Annotated in this window: 13 protein-coding genes; 7 read left to right on the top strand and 6 right to left on the bottom strand. The window is 69.1% G+C overall.

Annotated elements, in window-relative coordinates; translation table 11 throughout:
- Positions 1 to 242 precede the first annotated feature (242 nt).
- Positions 243 to 461, top strand: coding sequence for a hypothetical protein (locus ACLBXO_RS05895; protein WP_331312340.1), 219 nt, complete (start codon positions 243 to 245; stop codon positions 459 to 461).
- Between the two features lie 15 nt (positions 462 to 476).
- Here the strand turns inward: ACLBXO_RS05895 and ACLBXO_RS05890 are convergent, their stop codons facing one another.
- Together ACLBXO_RS05890 and ACLBXO_RS05885 are read right to left on the bottom strand one after the other, a co-directional pair.
- On the bottom strand, positions 477 to 1,538 hold the full coding sequence (locus tag ACLBXO_RS05890) for a hypothetical protein (protein WP_447684779.1): 1,062 nt from the start codon (positions 1,536 to 1,538) through the stop codon (positions 477 to 479).
- Between the two features lie 28 nt (positions 1,539 to 1,566).
- On the bottom strand, positions 1,567 to 4,611 hold the full coding sequence (locus ACLBXO_RS05885) for a penicillin-binding protein 1A (protein WP_447684778.1): 3,045 nt from the start codon (positions 4,609 to 4,611) through the stop codon (positions 1,567 to 1,569).
- A gap of 156 nt (positions 4,612 to 4,767) precedes the next feature.
- Here ACLBXO_RS05885 and ACLBXO_RS05880 point away from each other — a divergent pair, with 156 nt between their 5' ends.
- The 5 genes from ACLBXO_RS05880 (at position 4,768) to gyrB (ending at position 11,212) form a co-directional block, all read left to right on the top strand.
- Complete coding sequence (locus ACLBXO_RS05880) at positions 4,768 to 6,435, top strand: alpha-amylase family protein (protein WP_331312337.1); 1,668 nt, start codon at positions 4,768 to 4,770, stop codon at positions 6,433 to 6,435.
- Positions 6,436 to 6,502: 67 nt separating this feature from the next.
- Complete coding sequence (locus ACLBXO_RS05875) at positions 6,503 to 6,886, top strand: hypothetical protein (protein ID WP_447684777.1); 384 nt, start codon at positions 6,503 to 6,505, stop codon at positions 6,884 to 6,886.
- Between the two features lie 89 nt (positions 6,887 to 6,975).
- On the top strand, positions 6,976 to 7,620 hold the full coding sequence (locus ACLBXO_RS05870) for an MBL fold metallo-hydrolase (protein ID WP_331312335.1): 645 nt from the start codon (positions 6,976 to 6,978) through the stop codon (positions 7,618 to 7,620).
- Between the two features lie 5 nt (positions 7,621 to 7,625).
- Positions 7,626 to 8,588: an aldo/keto reductase gene (locus ACLBXO_RS05865; RefSeq protein WP_447684776.1), complete on the top strand. Its 963-nt coding sequence runs from the start codon at positions 7,626 to 7,628 to the stop codon at positions 8,586 to 8,588.
- 179 nt (positions 8,589 to 8,767) lie between these two features.
- On the top strand, positions 8,768 to 11,212 hold the full coding sequence (gene gyrB, locus ACLBXO_RS05860; RefSeq protein WP_447684775.1) for a DNA topoisomerase (ATP-hydrolyzing) subunit B: 2,445 nt from the start codon (positions 8,768 to 8,770) through the stop codon (positions 11,210 to 11,212).
- A gap of 479 nt (positions 11,213 to 11,691) precedes the next feature.
- Here the strand turns inward: gyrB and ACLBXO_RS05855 are convergent, their stop codons facing one another.
- From ACLBXO_RS05855 to ACLBXO_RS05840, 4 genes are all read right to left on the bottom strand, one after another.
- On the bottom strand, positions 11,692 to 12,858 hold the full coding sequence (locus tag ACLBXO_RS05855; RefSeq protein ID WP_447684774.1) for a PD-(D/E)XK nuclease domain-containing protein: 1,167 nt from the start codon (positions 12,856 to 12,858) through the stop codon (positions 11,692 to 11,694).
- A 116-nt stretch (positions 12,859 to 12,974) separates the two neighbouring features.
- Complete coding sequence (locus tag ACLBXO_RS05850) at positions 12,975 to 15,188, bottom strand: hypothetical protein (protein ID WP_447684773.1); 2,214 nt, start codon at positions 15,186 to 15,188, stop codon at positions 12,975 to 12,977.
- Between the two features lie 503 nt (positions 15,189 to 15,691).
- Positions 15,692 to 16,234, bottom strand: coding sequence for a hypothetical protein (locus ACLBXO_RS05845; RefSeq protein ID WP_447684772.1), 543 nt, complete (start codon positions 16,232 to 16,234; stop codon positions 15,692 to 15,694).
- Positions 16,231 to 17,883: an anti-phage dCTP deaminase gene (locus ACLBXO_RS05840; protein ID WP_447684771.1), complete on the bottom strand. Its 1,653-nt coding sequence runs from the start codon at positions 17,881 to 17,883 to the stop codon at positions 16,231 to 16,233. Before ACLBXO_RS05840 ends, ACLBXO_RS05845 begins: the two co-directional genes overlap by 4 nt.
- 146 nt (positions 17,884 to 18,029) lie before the next feature.
- Here ACLBXO_RS05840 and ACLBXO_RS05835 point away from each other — a divergent pair, with 146 nt between their 5' ends.
- Positions 18,030 to 19,373 (top strand): type II restriction endonuclease, encoded by a 1,344-nt coding sequence (locus ACLBXO_RS05835; RefSeq protein WP_447684770.1) that lies wholly within the window; start codon positions 18,030 to 18,032, stop codon positions 19,371 to 19,373.
- Positions 19,374 to 19,667 lie beyond the last annotated feature (294 nt).

Here is a 19,667-nt window from a genome sequence, read left to right as displayed (position 1 = left end):
GGGATTCGCCAGAGGGAGCGGGCCGAACTCAACACGATTAGCCGACCCTATCCGCCGCATTCGGGACCTGTGGTGGATTTTCCGTGGCCGCTGCGCATCGGAGACGGCAGAACCGATTTACATCTTGCGCGCGACCTTGACGGGCGCGCCGCGGCACTGACCATGCCGCGAGACCGCCCGCGCGGGCCCCGCCCGGTCGCTGCCGGGCGCCGCCCGCATACGGCACGCTTTCAGGATCTGCGATGCGCTTGACCCTTCTCGCCCTCTCCGCGCTGGCCCTCGGCGGCCTCTGTGCCTGCAGCACCAGCGAGGGCCCGGATTCCCGCAGCGGCCTCGCCGAGACCTTCAACCTCGACAATTATCGGGCCTCCGGGAACACCAACGGCACCCAGACCCGCCGTGACGTGAACCGCGCCTACACCCAGCCGACGCTGCCGACGATCGGCAACCGCGGGATGTGACGCGCACCCGGCGCGTCACCGCTTGGTGAGCGCGTCCGCGAAGGTGGCGATCCGGTTGCGGGCGTAGACCGGCAGACCGGCGCTGATCGAGTTGCCGGTGTTGAAGCTGGAATTGCCCATCAGCACCTGCGCGGGCAGCAGGTTCTTGAGCACCGGCACGCGGGCGTACTCGGCCTTCCGGTCGAGGACGTCGCCCTTGATGGCGAGCGCCATGTAGGCGGTGACCACCGTCTTGGTCGGGTCGTTCGGCATCGGCTGGAACACGGCCAAAAACTTGCCGAAGCGCAGGATCTGGTTGACCCAGAAGATCGTCTGGTCCAGGCCGCCGGTCACCGCGGTGTCGATCTTCGTCAGCGCCTTCAGCTGGTCACCCTGGTCCGGCCCGAGCACGCGCAGCTCGCTCTGGAAGGAGACGAACTCGGCGATCTTCTTGGCCGAACCGTCCTCGAGCTTGTTGGCGAGCTTCACGCCGAGCGGCAGCTTGCCCTCGAGGTCGTAGCGCGACTCGATGCAGGCGCCCGCGCCCTCGCACCACGGCCGGTCGGGCCGCTTGGCGAAGGCGGCCGCCGGGTCCTTGTTGGGCGTCACGTCGGCGACGGCCAGGGTGTGGTGCTTGATCGCCGGATCCATCTTCTGGACGAAGGCGAGGTTCGCGAAAGCCTGCAGGTCGATCGCCTCGGGCGGCCGCGGGACGACGAAGCGCCCCTCGGCGACGTAGACCTTCAGGGTCTCGTGCCGTGGCTTGGCCACGCCGTTCACCGTGACCGTGTAGTCCGGCTCCTTGTAGCCCGGATAGGGGGCGAGCGCCGCAGCCTCGGCTGGCCGCGCCTTGAGCCAGTCGAGATACGGGATCAGGCCGTTCTCCGGCGTCGACGGGTTGTCGCGATGGTCGGTGAACAGGATCTGGCCCGGCTTGATCGCGGCCGGATCGACGGCCGTGACCGAAGGCACCTCCTTGATCCGCTCGGGCCCCGGCGCCGGGGCGGTATTAGCGGCGGGCGTCTGGGCGTGGGCCGGGAGGACCGGGAGCGCGGCCGTGAGGGCGGCCGCCAGGGCCGCGGGGAGCTGCTGGCGCAACGTTGTTCTCGTCTGTCGGGGAGGGCTGTCAGTAACCGGGGTCTTCGCCGAACAGGTAGTCAGGATCGCGGCGGCGCGGGCGGCGCGCGTCGTCGTCCCCGCCGAAGGGCGAGCGATTCGTCTGGCCCGGCCAGGGCTTGTAGGGATCCTGCCCGTAGAGATCCACGTCCCCCTGCGCGCGGCGGCTGCGCGGCGCGGGACGCTCGCCGAACGGGTCCAGGAAGTCGGACCGCGGCCGCTCGCCGGTCATGTTGCCGTAGTAGTCGCCCGCGACGCTCGCGCCGTCGTCGCCGGCGAGGTCACCGTCCTGCGCGTCGGGCCGCATGGCGTAGAGCGTCTCGCGGGGCACGAGGCGGTATTGGGTGTCCGCCATCCGGCCGTCGCCGCTGGTGCGGAAATGCTCGAGGAAGCCGCCGCCGGCGACCCGCACGCCGCTGCGCGGGTCGATCGGGAGGTCGGCGATGAACGGGCGCGCCTCGGGGGAGGGGCCCCGCAGCGGCGTCTTGGCGACGCCGTTCGCCCAGGCCGCCTGGAGGATCGCCGAGGCGATCGGCACCGAGACGTGGCCGCCGGTCTGGCCGCGGCCGAGCGTCTTGCGGGTGCCGTCGGCGTTGTCGTAGCCGACCCAGACCACCACGCTGATCTCGTTGGTCAGGCCGGCGAACCACGCGTCGTTCTCGTTCTCCGAGGTGCCGGTCTTGCCCGCGACGTAGGCCGAGACCTTCGCGAGCGCCGCGGCCGTGCCGTGCTGCGTCACGCCCTGCAGCATGGTCTTCAGCTGGTAGAAGGCCACGCGGTCCGCCGAGGCGATCCGCACCGGCTCCTTGGTGGCGTGCGTGTAGAGCGGCTTGCCGTCCCGCTCGACCGACTCGAGCGCGTAGGGGGCCGGGCGCGCGCCCTCGTTGGCCACGGCCGCGTAGAAGCCCGCGAGGTCGAGCATCCGCACCGGCTGCGCCCCGAGCACGAACGGGTAGTAGGGCTCGCACTCGGCGTAGATCTGCGCCTCGAGGGCGATGTCGCAGACCCGCTTCAGGCTCGCCGGCGCCTTCGGGGCGATCCCGCCCTGGAGGAGCCGGGCGGTGACGAGGTTCTTGGAGAACTCGAGGCCGCGCCGCAGGGTCGTCGGCCCCGAGCCGCCGCCCTCGTAGTTCTTCGGCGACCAGGAATCGCCGGTCCCGCCGATCGGCGGGAGGGTGACGGCGGAATCCATCACCAGGGTGTTCGGCTGCAGGCCGGCGTTGAGCGCGGCGAGGTAGGTCAGCGGCTTCAGGGTCGAGCCGGGCTGGCGCACGGTCTGGGTGACACGGTTGAGCTGGCTCAGCGGATAGGAGAAGCCGCCGGCCATCGCGAGGATCCGGCCGGTCTGGTTCTCCAGCACCAGGGCCGCGCCCTGGACGGTCGGCCGGACGCGGAGCTGCGCGCGCGGGCCGCCCTTGCCGGCGCTGACCTTCACGCGGATCACGTCGTAGAGCTGCAGCTTGCCGCGGGCGATCCCGGGATCGAGGACGGCGGTGCGGCCGTCGGCCAGGCCGACCTTCATGCCGCCGCGGCCGGTCTCCAGCACCACCGCCATCGGCCAGTGGACGTCGTAGAGCACCGGGCGGGCGCTCTCCAGCGCCAGCAGCCACGCCGGCTTCTTCAACGGCACGGCCGCGACCTTCTCGCCGCGGCGCGGCCTCGTGGCCGGCCCGGCCTCCGGCCAGGCGTCGGGCTTCGCGGCCTCCGGCCGCGCGCCGGTGACCGCCGGCGCGGCCGATGCGGAGCCCTCCGGTGCCGGGGTCGCGGCCTGGATCCGGCGGACGCTGTCGGCGAGGTTGAGCTCGGGCCCCGTGAAGACCTGACGGCCGGTGCCGCGCTCGTAATTGGCGAGGCCGTCCTGCAGGGCCTCCTCGACGGCGCGCTGCAGGCCCGCGTTGATCGTCGAGCGGACGGTCAGCGAGCCGGAGGTCAGCGAATCCACCCCCGCGAAGGTGCGCGCCTCCCGGTTGAGGAAGTCCACCACGTAGAAGCCGGAGTCGCGCCGCGCGGTCTCGATCGGCTTCAGGCCGAGATCGGACTTGATCGCCGCGTTCATCTCGGCCTCGGTGATCGTGCCCTCTTCCTTGAGGCGTGCGAGCACGTAGGCGCGCCGCTCCCGCGCCCGGTCGGGATACTTGTCGGGACTGTAGAAGTTCGGCCCCTTGGGCATGCCGGCGAGCAGCGCCGCTTCCGGCAGGGTCAGCTGACTCACCGGCTTCCCGAAATAGCTCTGCGCCGCCATCTCGATGCCGTAGGCCCCGCGCCCGAGATAGATGCCGTTGAGGTAGAGCCCGAGGATCTGCGGCTTCGTGAGGATGCGCTCCAGCCGCGACGCGACGATCATCTCGCGGATCTTGCGCTCGTAGGTGACGTCGTCGCCGACCGAGAGATTCTTGACCACCTGCTGGGTGATGGTCGAGCCGCCCGCGGGGCGTCCGGGGGAGGCGAGGTTGGCGATGAAGGCCCGGATCACCCCGCGCTCGTCGATGCCGTGATGGGTCTCGAAGCGCTTGTCCTCGGCGGCGATGAAGGCCTTCTGCACGAGATTCGGGACGGCCGTGATCGGCACCACGACGCGGCGGCCGTTCGGCTCCGACGCCTCCGCGAAGGGCTTGCCGGCGCCGTCCAGGATCCGGGTCATACCCGGCAGGGCCTTGTCGCGCAGGGCCTCGGCGCTGGGCAGGTCCTTCGTGGCGTTGTCGTAGAACTCGATGACCGCCTTCGCGTCGAAGGGCGAGTTCGCGGGGTTCTCGCCCTTGCAGAACTGCTTGTAGCTCGTGTTCAACTCGTTCAGATCGAGCCCGTGCAGGATCTTGGGCGCGGCCGGCCCGGCGACCGTCGACGGATCCTCCATCGCGGTGCTGATCAACTCGTCGAGATTGATGTCCTCGATGTCGAAGGCCTTGCGCATGTGGGCGCAGCCGTCGCGCAACAGGCGCACCACCTCCGGTCCGTCCGTCGCCGGATCGAACTGCGTCCGGACCGCGTCCGGCCGTGTCGTGACCTGGCTCAGCGTCAGGGCAGTCGCGAACAGCTTGATCAGGATGGCGTTCATACGGGCCGGGTTCGGGGGACGCGACGGGGCGGGCGCGGACCTTTCGGGAGCGCGCCTGAACAGGGCGTGCACAACGCGGCTGATTTAAGGTGACGCCGAACGGCAACGCTTTGGCCGGCTCCCACGTTCGTGAGGCGCGACGACGCCGGGGGGCTCATGATCAACGATCTGTGGTACAAGAACGGCATCATCTACTGCCTGTCCGTCGGCACCTTCATGGACGCCAACGGCGACGGCATCGGGGATTTCGCCGGACTCGAGCGGCGCCTGGACTACATCCAGGGGCTCGGTGCCACCGCGGTCTGGCTGATGCCGTTCCAGCCCTCGCCCAAGAAGGACGGCGGCTACGACATCGCCGACTATTACGGCGTCGACCCGGATTACGGCTCGCTCGGCGACTTCGTCGCCTTCACCCACGCGGCCAAGCAGCGGGGCCTGCGCGTCCTCATCGACCTCGTGGTCAACCACACCTCCGACCAGCATCCCTGGTTCCAGTCGGCGCGGTCCGACCCCGACTCGCCGTTCCGCGACTGGTACGTCTGGTCGAAGGAGCGCCCCGCGACCGCCGACGAGGGCATGGTCTTCCCGGGCGTGCAGGAGACCACCTGGACCTACGATTCCAAGGCCAAGGCCTGGTACTTCCACCGCTTCTTCAACTTCCAGCCGGATCTCAACACCGCCAATCCGGAGGTGCTGGCCGAGATCCTGAAGATCATGGGCTTCTGGATCCAGCTCGGCGTCTCCGGCTTCCGCATGGACGCGGTGCCGTTCGTCATCGCCGAGAAGGGCGCCCATGTCGGCGGCAAGCCCCGCGAGCAGTTCGAGATGCTGCGCGACCTGCGCGAGTTCCTGCAGTGGCGCCAGGGCGACGCCATCATCCTCGCCGAGGCCAACATCCTGCCGAAACAGGACCTCGACTATTTCGGCGACGACGCCGACCGCATGCACATGATGTTCAACTTCCAGGTCAATCAGGCGACCTTCTACGCCCTGGCGGCCCACGACGCCCGGCCCCTCGTCAAGGCGATCGAGCAGACGAAGCCGCGCCCGCTCTCCTGCCAGTGGGGCATCTTCCTGCGGAACCACGACGAGCTCGACCTGGGGCGCCTCACCGGCAAGCAGCGCCAGAGCGTGTTCGACGCCTTCGGGCCCGAGAAGGGGATGCAGCTCTACGACCGCGGCATCCGCCGCCGCTTCGCGCCGATGCTGGCGGGCGATCCGCGCCGCATCCGGCTCGCCTACTCGCTGATGTTCACCCTCCCGGGCACGCCCGTGCTGCGCTACGGCGACGAGATCGGCATGGGCGACGAGCTGGCACTGCCGGAGCGCGACTGCGCCCGCACCCCGATGCAGTGGACGAGCGAGCACCAGGGCGGGTTCTCGACGGCCGAGCGGACCGTGCTGCCGCTGATCGACCACGGGCCGTACGGCTACGCGCACGTGAACGTCGCCGATCAGCGACACGAGGAGGGCTCGCTGCTCAACTGGATGCAGAGCATGATCCGGCAGCGCAAGGAGGCGCCGGAGATCGGCTGGGGCGACGTCGTCGCGCTGGAGACCGGACGCGCGTCGGTCCTGGCGCTGCGCTACGAATGGCGCGGCAACGCGATCCTGTGCGTCCACAACCTCGCGCCGGAACCCGTCGAGGTCGCGATGGCGTCGGGAACCGACGATCCGGAGCACGACATCCTCGTCGACGTGCTCACCGGCTCGCGCAGCGAGGTCGGTGACGACGGCCGCCACTGCCTGTTCCTGGAAGGCTACGGCTACCATTGGTTCCGCGTCGGCGGGCTCGACGCTTTGCTGAAGCGGCGGCCGGCGTGAGGAAGACGGGAATCCGGCTCGCCCTCCGCCGGCCGACGCGTTAGGACACGCCGGAGCGAGGTGGGACATGGCCCGGACGAAGCACTATCCCCCGGACGCGACGATCGCCGACGTCCTGCCGGATCTCGCCGACGGCGAAGCCTACCTGCGCCAGGTTCTGACCACGATGCGGATGTGCCAGAAGCATCACGGCGACGCCTGGGTGCGGATCGGCGTGACCGGCCGATCCCCGACGCCGTCCTACCGGATCGACCGGCCGGACGAGACGGCGCCCGGCGACGGTGCCTGCGAGGCGGGCCGGGCTCTGTTCGGCGCCTACGGCGGGCGGTCCCACGACCGGTTCACGCAGGTCAACGCCTCGGAGACACGCTGGAGCTCGCGGGCGCTCGGCATGGCCGATATGCTGGCGCTCCACGACGGTCTGCGCCGCCCCAGGGGCGACGCGGCCTGAGCGTGCCGCACAGGGTGCCGCCCATCCGCGTTCTGCGCTAGACTGGCGCCGCGGGCGTCCGGAGCGGCGCCGCCAACACGCGGGACGACATGCCAGGTACGCCACGCGCCGGGATCATCCCGGTCACGCCCTTCCAGCAGAACTGCACCCTGATCTGGGACGACACGACCAAGGTCGGTGCCGTGGTCGATCCCGGCGGCGATCTGGATCGGATCGAGGCGGCAATCCGCGAGCAGGGCGTTACCGTGGAGAAGATCCTGCTGACCCACGGCCATGTCGACCACGCCGCCGGCGCCGACGAGCTGCGCGAGCGCCTCGGCGTGCCGATCGAGGGCCCGCATCAGGCCGACAAGTTCCTGCTCGACTCCCTGCCGGAGACGGCGGCCAATTACGGCCTCGGCGCCGCCCGGCCCGTCACGCCCGACCGCTGGCTCGACGAGGGCGACGCCGTCACAGTCGGCGGGCTCGGCTTCGACATCCTCCACTGCCCCGGCCACTCGCCCGGCAGCGTCGTGTTCGTGAGCCGGGACGCCCGCTTCGCCCTCGTCGGTGACGTCGTGTTCAAGGGCTCGGTCGGCCGCACCGACCTCCCCGGCGGCAACCACGAGCAGCTCATCCGCGCGATCAAGGACAAGGTCCTGCCGCTGGGCGACGACGTCGCGTTCATCCCCGGCCACGGACCGACCAGCACCCTCGGCGAGGAGCGCGTGTCCAACCCCTTCCTGCAAGATTGACGCGCGTGGACAAGCGACGCATCGGCCGCTCCGACCTGACGGTCGCGCCGTTCTGCCTCGGCGGCAATGTCTTCGGCTGGACGGCCGACGAGGCCGCGTCCTTCGCGATCCTGGACCGGTTCGTGGAGAGCGGCTTCGACTTCATCGACACCGCCGACGTCTACTCGCGCTGGGCCCCCGGCCACAGCGGCGGGGAGTCCGAGGCGGTGATCGGCCGATGGCTCGCGGCCCGGCCGGGTGCGCGCGATCGGATCGTGCTGGCGACCAAGGTCGGCATGGACCTGGGCGAGGCCGGCCAGGGCCTGTCGGCGGCCCATATCGAGCGGGCCTGCGAGGCCTCGCTGCGGCGCCTCGGGGTCGACCGGATCGACCTCTACCAGTCGCATCTCGACGACGCGACGGTGCCCCTCGAAGAGACCCTGAGGGCCCACGAGCGCCTGATCGCGGCCGGCAAGGTCCGGGCGATCGGCGCCTCGAACTACAGCGCGGCCCGGCTCGCGGAGGCGCTGTCAGTCTCGGCCGCCGCCGGGCTGCCGCGCTACGAGTGCCTCCAACCCGATTACAGTCTCGCCCAGCGCGGCTACGAGGCCGAGCTGGAGCCGCTCTGCCGGGCCGAGCAGATCGGCGTGATCGGCTACTTCTCCCTGGCGGCCGGCTTCCTCACCGGCAAGTACCGCAGTGCCGACGACGCGGCGGGACGCCCGCGGGAGAACCGGGTCGCCAAGTACCTCAACCCGCGCGGCCTCGCGCTCCTGGACGTCCTCGATTCGGTCGCGCGGCCCCACGGCGCGAGCCCGGCCCAGGTGGCGCTCGCCTGGATCATCGCCCGCGCCGGCATCACCGCGCCCATCGCGAGCGCCACCTCTGTGGCGCAGCTCGACGAGCTGCTCGGCGCCGTCCGGCTGACCCTCGCGCCGGAGGCGATCGACCGCCTGGACGCGGCGAGCGCGGGCGGCATCGAGGGCTAACGCAGCGTTAAGCGACGGGCGTCACAAAAGCGGCGGGACGGGCCCGCCGCGGACCCGTAAAATCGTGCAATCTCAACGCGGAACCCCTATATCAGGCGGACCAAGCGAGAGTTCAGGCGCGGGCGCCCGACGGCGCATCTGGCACCGACGCGATCAGGCCCGCCTGCCCGAGGAAGTTCATGGCCGACACCCCCCAGACCGAGCCCGCCGATTACGGCGCGGAATCCATCCGCGTGCTGAAGGGCCTCGACGCCGTTCGCAAGCGGCCCGGCATGTATATCGGCGATACCGACGACGGCTCAGGCCTGCACCACATGGTGTACGAGGTCGTGGACAACGCCATCGACGAGGCTCTGGCGGGTCACGCCGACCTCGTCACCGTGACCCTGAACGCCGACGGCTCCTGCACCGTCTCCGACAACGGGCGCGGCATCCCGGTGGACATCCACAAGGAGGAAGGCGTCTCGGCGGCCGAGGTCATCATGACCCAGCTGCACGCCGGCGGTAAGTTCGACCAGAACTCCTACAAGGTCTCCGGCGGCCTGCACGGCGTCGGTGTCTCGGTGGTGAACGCCCTCTCGTCGTGGCTGCGCCTGCGCATCTGGCGCAACGACAAGGAGCACGCGATGGAGTTCCGCCACGGCGACGCCGTGGCGCCCCTGGAGGTGATCGGGCCCGGGAACGGCCGGCGCGGCACGGAAGTCACCTTCCTGCCCTCGACCGAGACCTTCACGATGATCGAGTTCGACTACGGGACGCTGGAGAAGCGCCTGCGCGAGCTCGCCTTCCTCAATTCCGGGGTCCGCATCGTCCTGACCGACGCCCGCCACGCCGAGAAGAAGCGCGAGGAGTTGTACTACGAGGGCGGCATCGAGGCCTTCGTCCGGTACCTCGACCGCTCCCGCAAGCCGATCGACGGGATGACGAGCCCCGTGGTCGTCAGCTCCGAGCGCGACGGCATCCGCGTCGAAGTGGCGTTCTGGTGGAACGATTCGTTCAACGAGACGGTCCTGCCCTTCACCAACAACATCCCGCAGCGCGACGGCGGCACCCACATGGCCGGCTTCCGGGCGGCCCTGACCCGTCAGGTCACCGGCTACGCGGAGTCGTCGGGCATCGCCAAGAAGGAGAAGGTCTCGCTGACCGGCGAGGATTGCCGCGAGGGCCTCACCGCGGTCATCTCCGTGCAGGTGCCGGACCCGAAATTCTCGTCGCAGACCAAGGACAAGCTCGTCTCGTCCGAGGTGCGCCCGGCCGTCGAGAACGTCCTCAACGAGGGCCTGTCCACGTGGCTCGAGGAGAATCCGAGCCAGGCGCGGTCGGTCATGGGCAAGGTCGTGCTGGCGGCCTCCGCCCGCGAGGCTGCCCGCAAGGCGCGCGAGACCGTGACCCGCAAGGGCGCCCTCGACATCGCCTCGCTGCCCGGCAAGCTCGCCGATTGCCAGGAGCGCGACCCGACCAAGTGCGAGATCCTGCTGGTTGAGGGCGATTCCGCCGGCGGCTCGGCCAAGCAGGGCCGCGACCGGACCTTCCAGGCCGTGCTGCCCCTGCGCGGCAAGATCCTCAACGTCGAGCGCGTGCGCGCCGACCGGATGCTGTCCTCGGCCGAGATCGGCACCCTGATCACGGCGCTGGGCGCCGGGATCGGGCGCTCCTCCACGGACCGGGAGGGCTTCAATCCGGAGAAGCTGCGCTACCACCGCATCATCATCATGACGGACGCGGACGTGGACGGCTCCCACATCCGGACGCTGCTGCTGACCTTCTTCTTCCGGCAGATGCCGGAGCTGATCGAGCGCGGCCACCTCTACATCGCGCAGCCGCCGCTCTACAAAGCCGAGCGCGGCCGCCGGGCGATTTACCTGAAGGACGAGCGCGCCCTCGAGGATTACCTGATCGACCAGGGCACCGACGGCGCGGTCCTGCGGCTCTCCACCGGCGCGGAATTCGCCGGGGCGCAGCTCAAGAGCCTCGTCGAGGAGGCCCGGACGTTCCGGAGCATCCTGCAGGGCCTGCACACGCGCTACGACCGCTCCGTGGTCGAGCAGGCGGTGCTCGCCGGGGCCTTCGACGCCGAGGCGGCGTCGCGGGCGGGCGAGGCCGAGGTGCTGGCCGACATGACCGCGCGCCGTCTCGACGCCATCGCGGACGAGATCGAGCGCGGCTGGCAGGGCGAGTCGTTCGAGGGCGGTTATCGCCTCAGCCGGACGCTCCGCGGCGTCCGCCAGGTGTCGACCCTCGACGCCGGCCTGATCACCTCGCAGGAGGCCCGCCGCCTCTCCGAGCGGGCCGACGCCTTCCGCGAGATCTACGGCGAGCCGGCCACGCTGATGCGCAAGTCCGACGAGACCGTGCTTCACGGGCCCGTGGCGCTGTTCGAGGCCGTGATGGCCTTCGGCCGCAAGGGTCTGCAGCTCCAGCGCTACAAGGGTCTGGGCGAGATGACTGCCCAGCAGCTCTGGGAGACCACCCTGGACCGCGACGTGCGCTCGCTGCTGCAGGTCAAGGTCAAGGATGTCACCGACGCCGACGACCTGTTCGTGAAGCTGATGGGCGATGTCGTCGAGCCGCGGCGCGAGTTCATCCAGGAGAACGCGCTGAGCGTCGCGAACCTGGACGTGTGAGGCGCGCTGTGCAGATGCGGAAAAGTCGAGTCAACTGCGGAAAAGCCGAGTCAGCTGATCTGCTGCTTGCACGGGCTTAATTGAAGACGCATAGTCTCACTGCTCACTGGATCGACGAAATTCATCCCTGCGAGCAGTGAGTGCAATATATAATATTCGAGCAATTAGTTTAATTTGATGCGTCTTGTACTGATGGCAATGCCCGCATTATATGATCTAGAGATATGGTTTCAAATATAGATTTTTATACATTTGACCGACTTATTTAAGGGTATCGGAATGCGATGATGCGGATTTGCAAGCAACATCGCATTCGATTTAAGGCAGATGCAAAACTGCATGCTGCTGATATTTTCTGCAATCTAACCATCCGGTACTTACTGAGATTTTCAGTTACACAGTGATGCTCTTGGCCGCCGCTTTGGACCGCGCCAGTTTCGCAGGAAAACCACGCTCTCCTTCACCTGCCTATGAACGGGCTAGGGTCGTTCCGTATCCGAAGAGGGCGGGTGACCTTCGGTCCTACTGGCTCCTATCTTCGCGCGGCGATGGGTTGCGGTCTTCGTATGGCGCGAGCGATCCAACTCGTCCGCTACCATCTTGCCGGGGCGTGGGATCACGACCGCGTCATGGACCATCTCCAGCTTACGGAGACCCTCGATCAGTTTCGGGTGCTCTTCTGTGCGGAAGGAATCGTCCCAAACGAACGGGATCAGCACGCGCCACTTCGGATCCACGCGGTAGAGCGCCGCGTCCGCCGCGATCTCCTCGACCACCTTGGCGAACGAAACGCCGGGACGGACGAACTTCACCTCTATGACGAGGCCGAGGCTCGGCACCGTCAGGTCCATCCGGGGGTTCTTGTGCCCGACCGGGGGCGTGTACTCCTCCGCGTTGAGGTCGGGGAAGAGCGGAGCCAGGATCGCCCAGAGCATGTTCTGAACGTGGTACTCGTTCTCGATCTCCCAACGGACAAGCCGGGACTTAGTCGTGCGGGGCCGCTCCTCCCAGGTCCAGAGCCTCAACGTCCGCTCGACGCCCTGCAGCACCCGCAGGACGTCCTCCGGTTCGAGGCGCCCGAGGCGGGCCGGCATGTTGGTCTCGCACAGGGCGTCGAACGCACGTAGGACGAGCGCCGCGTGCGCATGGCCGCCCATAGCGGGCTCGTAGCGCAACGCGTTGCTCCACGCGGGCCGGCGGCAATCCGGGTCAACCGGGACGACGCCGAGGTCGGCGAGCGCGACCCTTGCCTCCGGCAGCATCGCCGCGAGGTCTCGCCGGGCCGGCGCTTCGAGGATGTGCGCCGTCGCGGTCATCAGGGAACGGTTGAAGTCCGAGAGCCCCGCGGCCGAGGCGCCTCGCACGACCAGCACGCCGAGCCACTCGGCATCCCGGAGGTCGAGCAGGCGGCGCACGCCCAGCGCGAGGCCGAGGGCGGACAGGCCGTCGGCCTCAAGGGTCGGCGGCATATGCGGCCTGAACCAGCTCCGACTGCCGAGCCACGCGACGCCTTCGCGGAACGTATCGGAATACACCTCGCCAAGGCGTGGATCGGCCGCGGCGTAGCCGAGAATCGCCACGTGGCCGGCGGATCGCGCGCCGGGCGACCCCAAAGCCTTCGCGGCGCCCTCGGCGAGTTCCAACATCGGATCCGCGATCCCCAGGACCCAGGCCCGGAAGGCCTGGGCGAGGGGGGATGCGTCGGCTCCGCGGGCGGCGGAGGCGAGGCCGGCTCGGATGTCGGCGATACCAGGTCCGTCGCTCAGAGGAACCACGGCTTCCTCATGACGCGGCCACCTTCGGCAGCATCCGTGTCCCAGCCTGGTGTCCGCTCCAGGCCCGACAGCTGCTTGGCGATCTCGTCGGCGTAGACGAGCGGGATGGGCAGGCCGGACGGCCCGAACGTGCGCCAGGAATGGAACGCGAAATCCGATGCCTGGCGCACGAGGACCGGCATGTCCCGATAGGTCGAGCTGTCGTGGAGGCGGAGGAGCACCGGGCCGGGCAGGCCGTGGGAGGCCGACTTCACCTCCCTGCGTCCCGTCAGCGTGAGGAGCCACTCCGCCTCGCTCAACCGCAGCGCCTGCCCCCGCTCTGGGGCGAACGCTCCCTTGCCGTCGGGCCACGCGCGGTCGAACATCGTGAACGGATGATCCTCGACGACGTGCAGGAATGCGAAGCTCACGTTCGTCGTGCCGATCCCGGCGACAGCCCTCTCGACGGCCTGGACCGTCTCCCGGCTGAGCTGCGTGAACGCGTGGAAGACGAGCCTGACCGCATCGCCGGGACGCCACGCCTCCTCCCGGCCGATGCGCTTGATGGCGTCGACGATGCTGTCGCTTAACGCGGCCGGGTAGGCCTCAAACGGCACGGCCGCGGTCCGGGCGTCAAGGAAGTAGTGGCCTTGGCTGGAGAAGACTGTCGCGATGCCGACGAACCGCTCGCCGGCCCCGCGACGACCCTCCCTGACCGTGTGCGACCCGAGCCCAACGACGAGTTCGTGATCGGTCGGCGACCGCGCGACCAGCAGCCAGGGGGCTCCGCCGAGCTTCGCGTAGGTCGCCAGGCTCATGTTGGCCAGCGCGTTTGCGTAGCCGAACGCATCGAGGCCCAGCATCTCGGTCGAGAGCGCCTGGACCGGCACGTCCCGCTTGAGGAACGTCGCCTTGCTCATCCAGTACGGGCTATCGGCGTGCGGCCGGTCTTGCCAGGCCCGCTCCACCTGCACCATGGCGAGGTCCCAAGGCTCGTCGCGCGACGCCGCGTCCCTGAGGGCGGACCGCGCGGCATCGGCATAGGCCGGGCCGCCACGGCCGGCGGCCTCGAAGTAACGGATCTCGGGCTCGTCAAGCTTGAACCGGCCGAGCAGCCCGCTGCCGTGGGGAACGAGGCCCGCGTCGCTCGCGATGTCGGGCCTGCCGTGCAGGAAATCCCGCATGGCCGCGGCGACCTCTTCGCGACGGCCGGCCTCGTGAACGACCGCGATGCGCGGCCGCTTCGTCTCGAACGTCTGCCGGTCGAACGGTCCGGTACGGTCCAGGCTCTGCTGTTTCCAGCTGTTCAAAGTCTCTGGCGAATGGACCGGGTCGAACGAAAGCTTCGGCCTCCAAACGGCCTCGGCGGCCGGGAACGCGTCCGCGTCGGCGGCCTGGTCGATCAGCCCTCCCAGGCGGAGCGGGACGCCATCGGCCAAGTCCATCGACCGGTTTCCGAGTTGGTTGAGCACCCCGTGAACGATCTCGATGGTCCGCCGGCCGCCATGCCATTCCGCCTCGGCCTTCTGGACCGCCTTGAAAGCCCGCTCGGAGTTCCCCTGCGTGATCACCTCGACCACCTTGTTGAAGTTGGCCCGCGTGGGTTCGAGGAAAACGTCCCCGCTCGACACCACGGAGGGGCCCGCCCCGTGATCGTCCAGCGTCAGCGTGTCCTGCCCGACCTCGACGACTCGGCCGGCGTAGGCGAGCCGCCGCGATACCTTCGGGTCGGGATCCTCGCGCCAGGACGAGACCGCGGCGCCGGTCAGCGGCACGCCGAGTTCGAGGAGCGTCCTGCACGATGCGTCGATGATCGTGCGCAGCCGCTTTGAGCACGTCAGGACGACGTAGGCGTCGCCCCGGGGCGGCCGCAGGATGCGCGTGTCGAACTCCAGGACCAACCGCTTCTTCAGCCAGTCGGGCAGGCCGATGTCCTCCGCGAGGACATTCTCTCGCTTGCCGGCGACGGTCGGCGGCCTCCTGCGGATCAGGAGGTCGGCCTCCGGGGAGGCCGCGAGCAGCCGGAAGACCGCCTCGCGGGTCAGCGCCGACACGAGCCGCAGGTGCTCAGCCGCGGGTAGTCCCATCCTGTCCGTCGGGAGGTTCGCCCCGGGGGTGAGGGGCACCACGGCCATGTCCATCTCGCCGTGCCGCGTCGCGAACACGTCGTTCTCCGGCCGGTCGAGATAGGCGTGGAGCAGCGAGCGGTCGAATTGGACCACCGAAGCCGGGATCGTTCCCGGAGGCGTGAGGACGCGGATCGCGTTCAGGGCGAGCTGCGGACGGACCCTTTCGCCGGGACGGAAAACCATGTCGCACTATACGCGGTAGCCGCGTCGAGACGAGCCGCATCCGTACTGCCACGCGGCCGTCCACACCCTATGCCGTCGAAATCGCTGAGCGAACAAGGTCGAAGGATCTTTTACGTCGACCTTTGGCTCGTTGAGCGGGCGTCGGAAGAACTCGCAATTCTGCCCTGGCGGGTCCCGGTCAAGCCCGACTTATTGCTTGAAAAGGCGACCGAGTCGTCGGTTGGCCGGGACGTGCCGAACCGTTGGCCCCGCCCAGTCCCGTCCCAACCGTGGCCGCGCCGATGGGGCGGAAGGGCTGCGGTACCGCTCCCGGTCGTCACCCATCTGAGGGCGTCGAAAGACGGCGGACCAGGCGACGGCACCGGCATCGCCGCGACGATCCGTCCGGCGCGTTTCGGGGCGCCTCGGTCAGCTCATCCGCCGTTTCCGGCGAGGACGAGCGCGTCGTGAGGCTGGACCTTCCAGACATGTTCCCCGTCGCCGACAACGCCGCGCAGGGTCTCGTCGAGGACATCGACCTCAGGGATGCGGTTGACCAACACGATGGTCGACGACCGACCCGGGGCACCGTCCTGGCCGACGACGCGCGCCATCGCCTCCCGCACGGATTGTCGCCGATGCCACCGGGCCGACTGGTCCCTGGGCGGACGCAGGTCGATCGGCGCGTGCATGTAAAGGCACGACAGATCGTCGAACAGGCGGAAGACCGACGGCCTGCTCAGCCCGGGAAGGTCGAAGTACGGGTAGAGCCGGGCGTCGACCACAAGCGCGTGCCGGCTCATGGTAACCGCGCGCGTGAACGTCACGCCGTGGACGTCGGCCATGGGCAGGCACGAGATCCGGCGAACGGGACGATGGTCGAAGAGCGAGAGCTGCCGCACCGGCGCGGACGGCCCGGGAAAACCCTCGGTTTCCCAGGACGTTGTCTCGACGAGGCGGAGGAGTGTTTTGCTCACGCTTGCAGCGCTCCCAGGCCCGATTCGAGATCCAGATAATGTACCCGCAGCGCTTCTGAGTGACCACCCCAAACCGGCTCGCCGACCCGGTAATCCCCGGTCAGCTTGTCCTTGTAGTCGCGGTCCTTCAGGAACGCGCGGGCATACATCCTCGGTGCGACCCCGACGAACGGGTGGAACAGGACCTTGGCGTTGGCTGCGGGGGCCGGGACACCGGGCCGCGCTGGGCCGACAGCTCCCGAACCCTGTACGCCCGAGGGCGGTTCCCAGCCGTCCACACCCGTCGTAATGGCGTCGCAATGAAGGCTGATCGCCCGGCTCTTCGGGTAGGGCTCGATGTACTGGACCTCGTCGATACCGGCGGCGACGATATGCCGGGCGCAGTAATGGCAGGGGAACGTGCTGACATAGAGCCGGCACCCCCTCGGCGAGGTGCCGGTCCGGGCGGCGGTCAGGATCGCGTCCATCTCCGCGTGGACCGCCCGGCTGAACTCGATCAGGCCGCCGATCTTGGTGCGCCGAAGCTCGGCCAACGCCTGGCTCTTCTCCCGACCCTCGGCCAGGGCGGGGTACTTGTCGATGAGTTCGCCGATGATCTCGTTCTGCTCGCGGTTGCTGCTGCAGAACTTGTCGGGCCGGAACGCGCAGCGATGGTCGGAGGCCTCCCCGTCGAGGTCGGTCCCGTAAAGCCCTCCGCCCGCCCTGGGCACGTCGTTGGTGCCGGTCGCGACGATGTTGCCCTTGGCGTCCACGAGCGCCGCGCCGACCTGCCGCGACAGGCACGCGCTCCTCAGCTGGGCCGAATGGGCCTGATGCATCGCCGTCTCGGCGACGTTCGGTCGGATGACGTCCGACGCCGTGACGATCCGCACCAGCCGGCGCAACGGCTCGTTCATTCCCGTGTTCTTCGGGTCGTCGCCGGCGTCCTTCGAATTGTCGACGAAGAAATCCGCCTCGTGGAAGGTGTCGACGACATGCTGGCCGTGGCTTTCAGGCGCATCGCCGTCGCGATCCATGAAGGCCGTGACGGCGCGGCGCGTCTCCTGCCGGCCCCTGTCGTTGAAGTCGAACAGCTCACGGGTCAGCCGGCCGTGGCGGGCATCGTCGTCGCAAACGACGCCAACGAGCGTGAAGGCGTCCTGGTAGATCCTGCGGAGAAGGTGCGCTTCCGCCGGGTGCCGCAAGGAGTCGATGATATAGGCACGGGGCTTGCCGTCGATCTCGCCCTCCGGCCTGCCGCTCGCCTCGGCGCGGAGGGCACGGATGCGCGCGACGACGGCGCGTGCGACCGCGGCGTTGTCGCCGAATGCGAACCGCATCGCGTCGCCCAGGTCCTGCATGTGAACCACGCCGGCGAGCGTCTTGCGACCGCCGGCCGGACCGAGGTCGCGGCCGTTGTTCCTGGCCCAAGCCTTGATCTCAGCGCTCGCCTTAACGATGCGGACCTCGTATCCGCCGTCTCCGACCGACTGCGTTTCGAGGAATTCCTTGATGATCTGGGCGGCCCGGCCTGCCCCGGAACCTCCCGGTCCGACGACCGCGATGAAGAGTTCGTTCGCGCGGAAGCTCCGGAGAAGGCTCTGGCTCGTCTCGCCCGGGCGCGGGCCGGCCGCGGTTGGCAAACGTTCGGTCGTCGCTGCATCGGCCATCGGGGATCGACCCTTGAAATGCCGTGATCACGGTCACGCCGCGGGGATGACACGGCGGCCTCGGCCTGTGAAGTGTCCATCTCAGGTTGTCTCTCGCGACAGGGCGGCACGTGCCACCGGAACCCCGGTGGGGTATCGACGACGAGATGGCGGCATGGACCGACACCCGGCATAATCCGCCGCATCGTTTAGGACGGATCGAACGCGTGAACCGAGACCTGGTCGCCAACCTCATCCGGCACTGGCGGGAGGATCCCGGGGCCTCCTACCGGACATGGTTCCTCTGGGAGGAGCGCATCAAGAACTTCCGTTCGATCCGGCGCGGCCTGCAAGCCGTCGTCGACGAGATCAGGGCCGACACGTTCGGAAATGCCTACCGAGGCTCTTCCCTTGAGACCGTCGTTCACTCGGTCGCGGAGCAGAGGCAGGTGTTCAAGGGAGCTGACCATGCCTTCCTCTGGAAACCCAAGCTTCGCATCCCCGACATCTACGAGGACCGGGCCAACCAGGTCGCGTTCGGGCGCTTCCTCGACGCCTGCCTGTGCTGCAATGCCGAGGCGCAGGTGCTCGCCGCGGTCCATGCGCTCGACCAAGCGCGGATCAAAGGTCTGGGACCGGCCGCTGCGAACCTCCTTTACTTCCTGCACCCGACCTGGGTGCCGCCGTTCAACACCGCCATCGTCAAGGGGTACAACGCGCTCACGGGCGCGAAGGTGAAGCTCGGGCGTTGGGACGAGTACCTCGCGATGCGGCGCGGCATCGTGGAGCTTAACGAGACGCATCGGGCGCTGCTGTCCAACGATTTCGGAGCCGTCGCGGGATTCCTGTTCGACGTCGGATCGGGTCGCTATCCGTTGCCGGACCGGGATGAGGACGGAGCCTTGGCGCGCTGGCGGGAGGATCTCGACCGCGTCCGCGCGGAAGCGGCGGAGACGGCGTCGCGGTCGGTCCAGGCGGGGCGCGACGCCGACCACACGCACACCGAGGTCCAGGGCTGGCTGCGCGACCTCGGGCTCGCGCTGGGATACGACGTCTGGATCGCCTCGAACGACGGCAACCGGGCCTACGCGTCAGGGCGGTTGTCCGACGGCTGCCTGGACCGCCTGCCGTCGAGCCTCGCCGCGAAGGGGTCAACGGAGACGGTGCGCCTGATTGACGTGCTCTGGATCGGCAAGGGGACCGCGGATGTGGCGGCCGCGTTCGAGGTGGAGCACACGACCAGCATCTACTCGGGCATCGTGCGCATGCTCGACCTGGCGCTCGGCGTCGAGGGCGCGACGGCCCGCAACTTCTTCCTAGTCGCGCCGGACGACCGGGAGGGCGACGTCCGCGCCCAGTTCGCGCGGCCGGCGTTCTCCCGCGTCGCGGAGCTGGACCTGCGCTATCTTCCCTACAGCGAGCTTCGTGGCCATCGCGAGGCCATCGCCCGCTTCGGCAGCGGCCTGAAGGGCGTCCTTGCCATCGCCAAGCCGATCTCGCGGGCGACGTGAGGGATCGAGACCGGCCGGCGGCACACGTGCCATCGGTCGCGGCGTAGGGCGAATCCTCCCGAGCGCAGATGCCGGCTCGACGCAAGTCACGGCACCGTCACGTCCGTCCGCCCGCGACACGAAGGAAGGGATGCGGTGCGCGCAGATGGGGCCAACCTCGGGACGCAACAGGCCGGGCGGGGATGAGCCACGTCGCGCCGACGCGGCGCTCCACGCGGCCGAAGGCAGTGTTGCCCCGCGATCACATCGAGCGCGGAACGCTCCGGCGGCGCGACAGCCGGCTTGATCCTCCCA

This window comes from Methylobacterium sp. C33D (assembly GCF_053345825.1).
The sequence above is the reverse complement of the archived record's forward strand: the minus strand, read 5'-3'. Positions and strand labels throughout refer to the sequence as shown.

Coding starts and splice junctions, on each gene's coding strand:
- ACLBXO_RS05885 (WP_447684778.1), bottom strand. CDS start 4,611: ATGAACGCCATCCTGATCAAGCTGTTCGCGACTGCCCTGACGCTGAGC.
- ACLBXO_RS05855 (WP_447684774.1), bottom strand. CDS start 12,858: ATGTTGGAACTCGCCGAGGGCGCCGCGAAGGCTTTGGGGTCGCCCGGC.
- ACLBXO_RS05840 (WP_447684771.1), bottom strand. CDS start 17,883: ATGGCCGATGCAGCGACGACCGAACGTTTGCCAACCGCGGCCGGCCCG.
- ACLBXO_RS05870 (WP_331312335.1), top strand. CDS start 6,976: ATGCCAGGTACGCCACGCGCCGGGATCATCCCGGTCACGCCCTTCCAG.
- ACLBXO_RS05875 (WP_447684777.1), top strand. CDS start 6,503: ATGGCCCGGACGAAGCACTATCCCCCGGACGCGACGATCGCCGACGTC.
- ACLBXO_RS05880 (WP_331312337.1), top strand. CDS start 4,768: ATGATCAACGATCTGTGGTACAAGAACGGCATCATCTACTGCCTGTCC.
- gyrB (WP_447684775.1), top strand. CDS start 8,768: ATGGCCGACACCCCCCAGACCGAGCCCGCCGATTACGGCGCGGAATCC.
- ACLBXO_RS05895 (WP_331312340.1), top strand. CDS start 243: ATGCGCTTGACCCTTCTCGCCCTCTCCGCGCTGGCCCTCGGCGGCCTC.
- ACLBXO_RS05835 (WP_447684770.1), top strand. CDS start 18,030: ATGGCGGCATGGACCGACACCCGGCATAATCCGCCGCATCGTTTAGGA.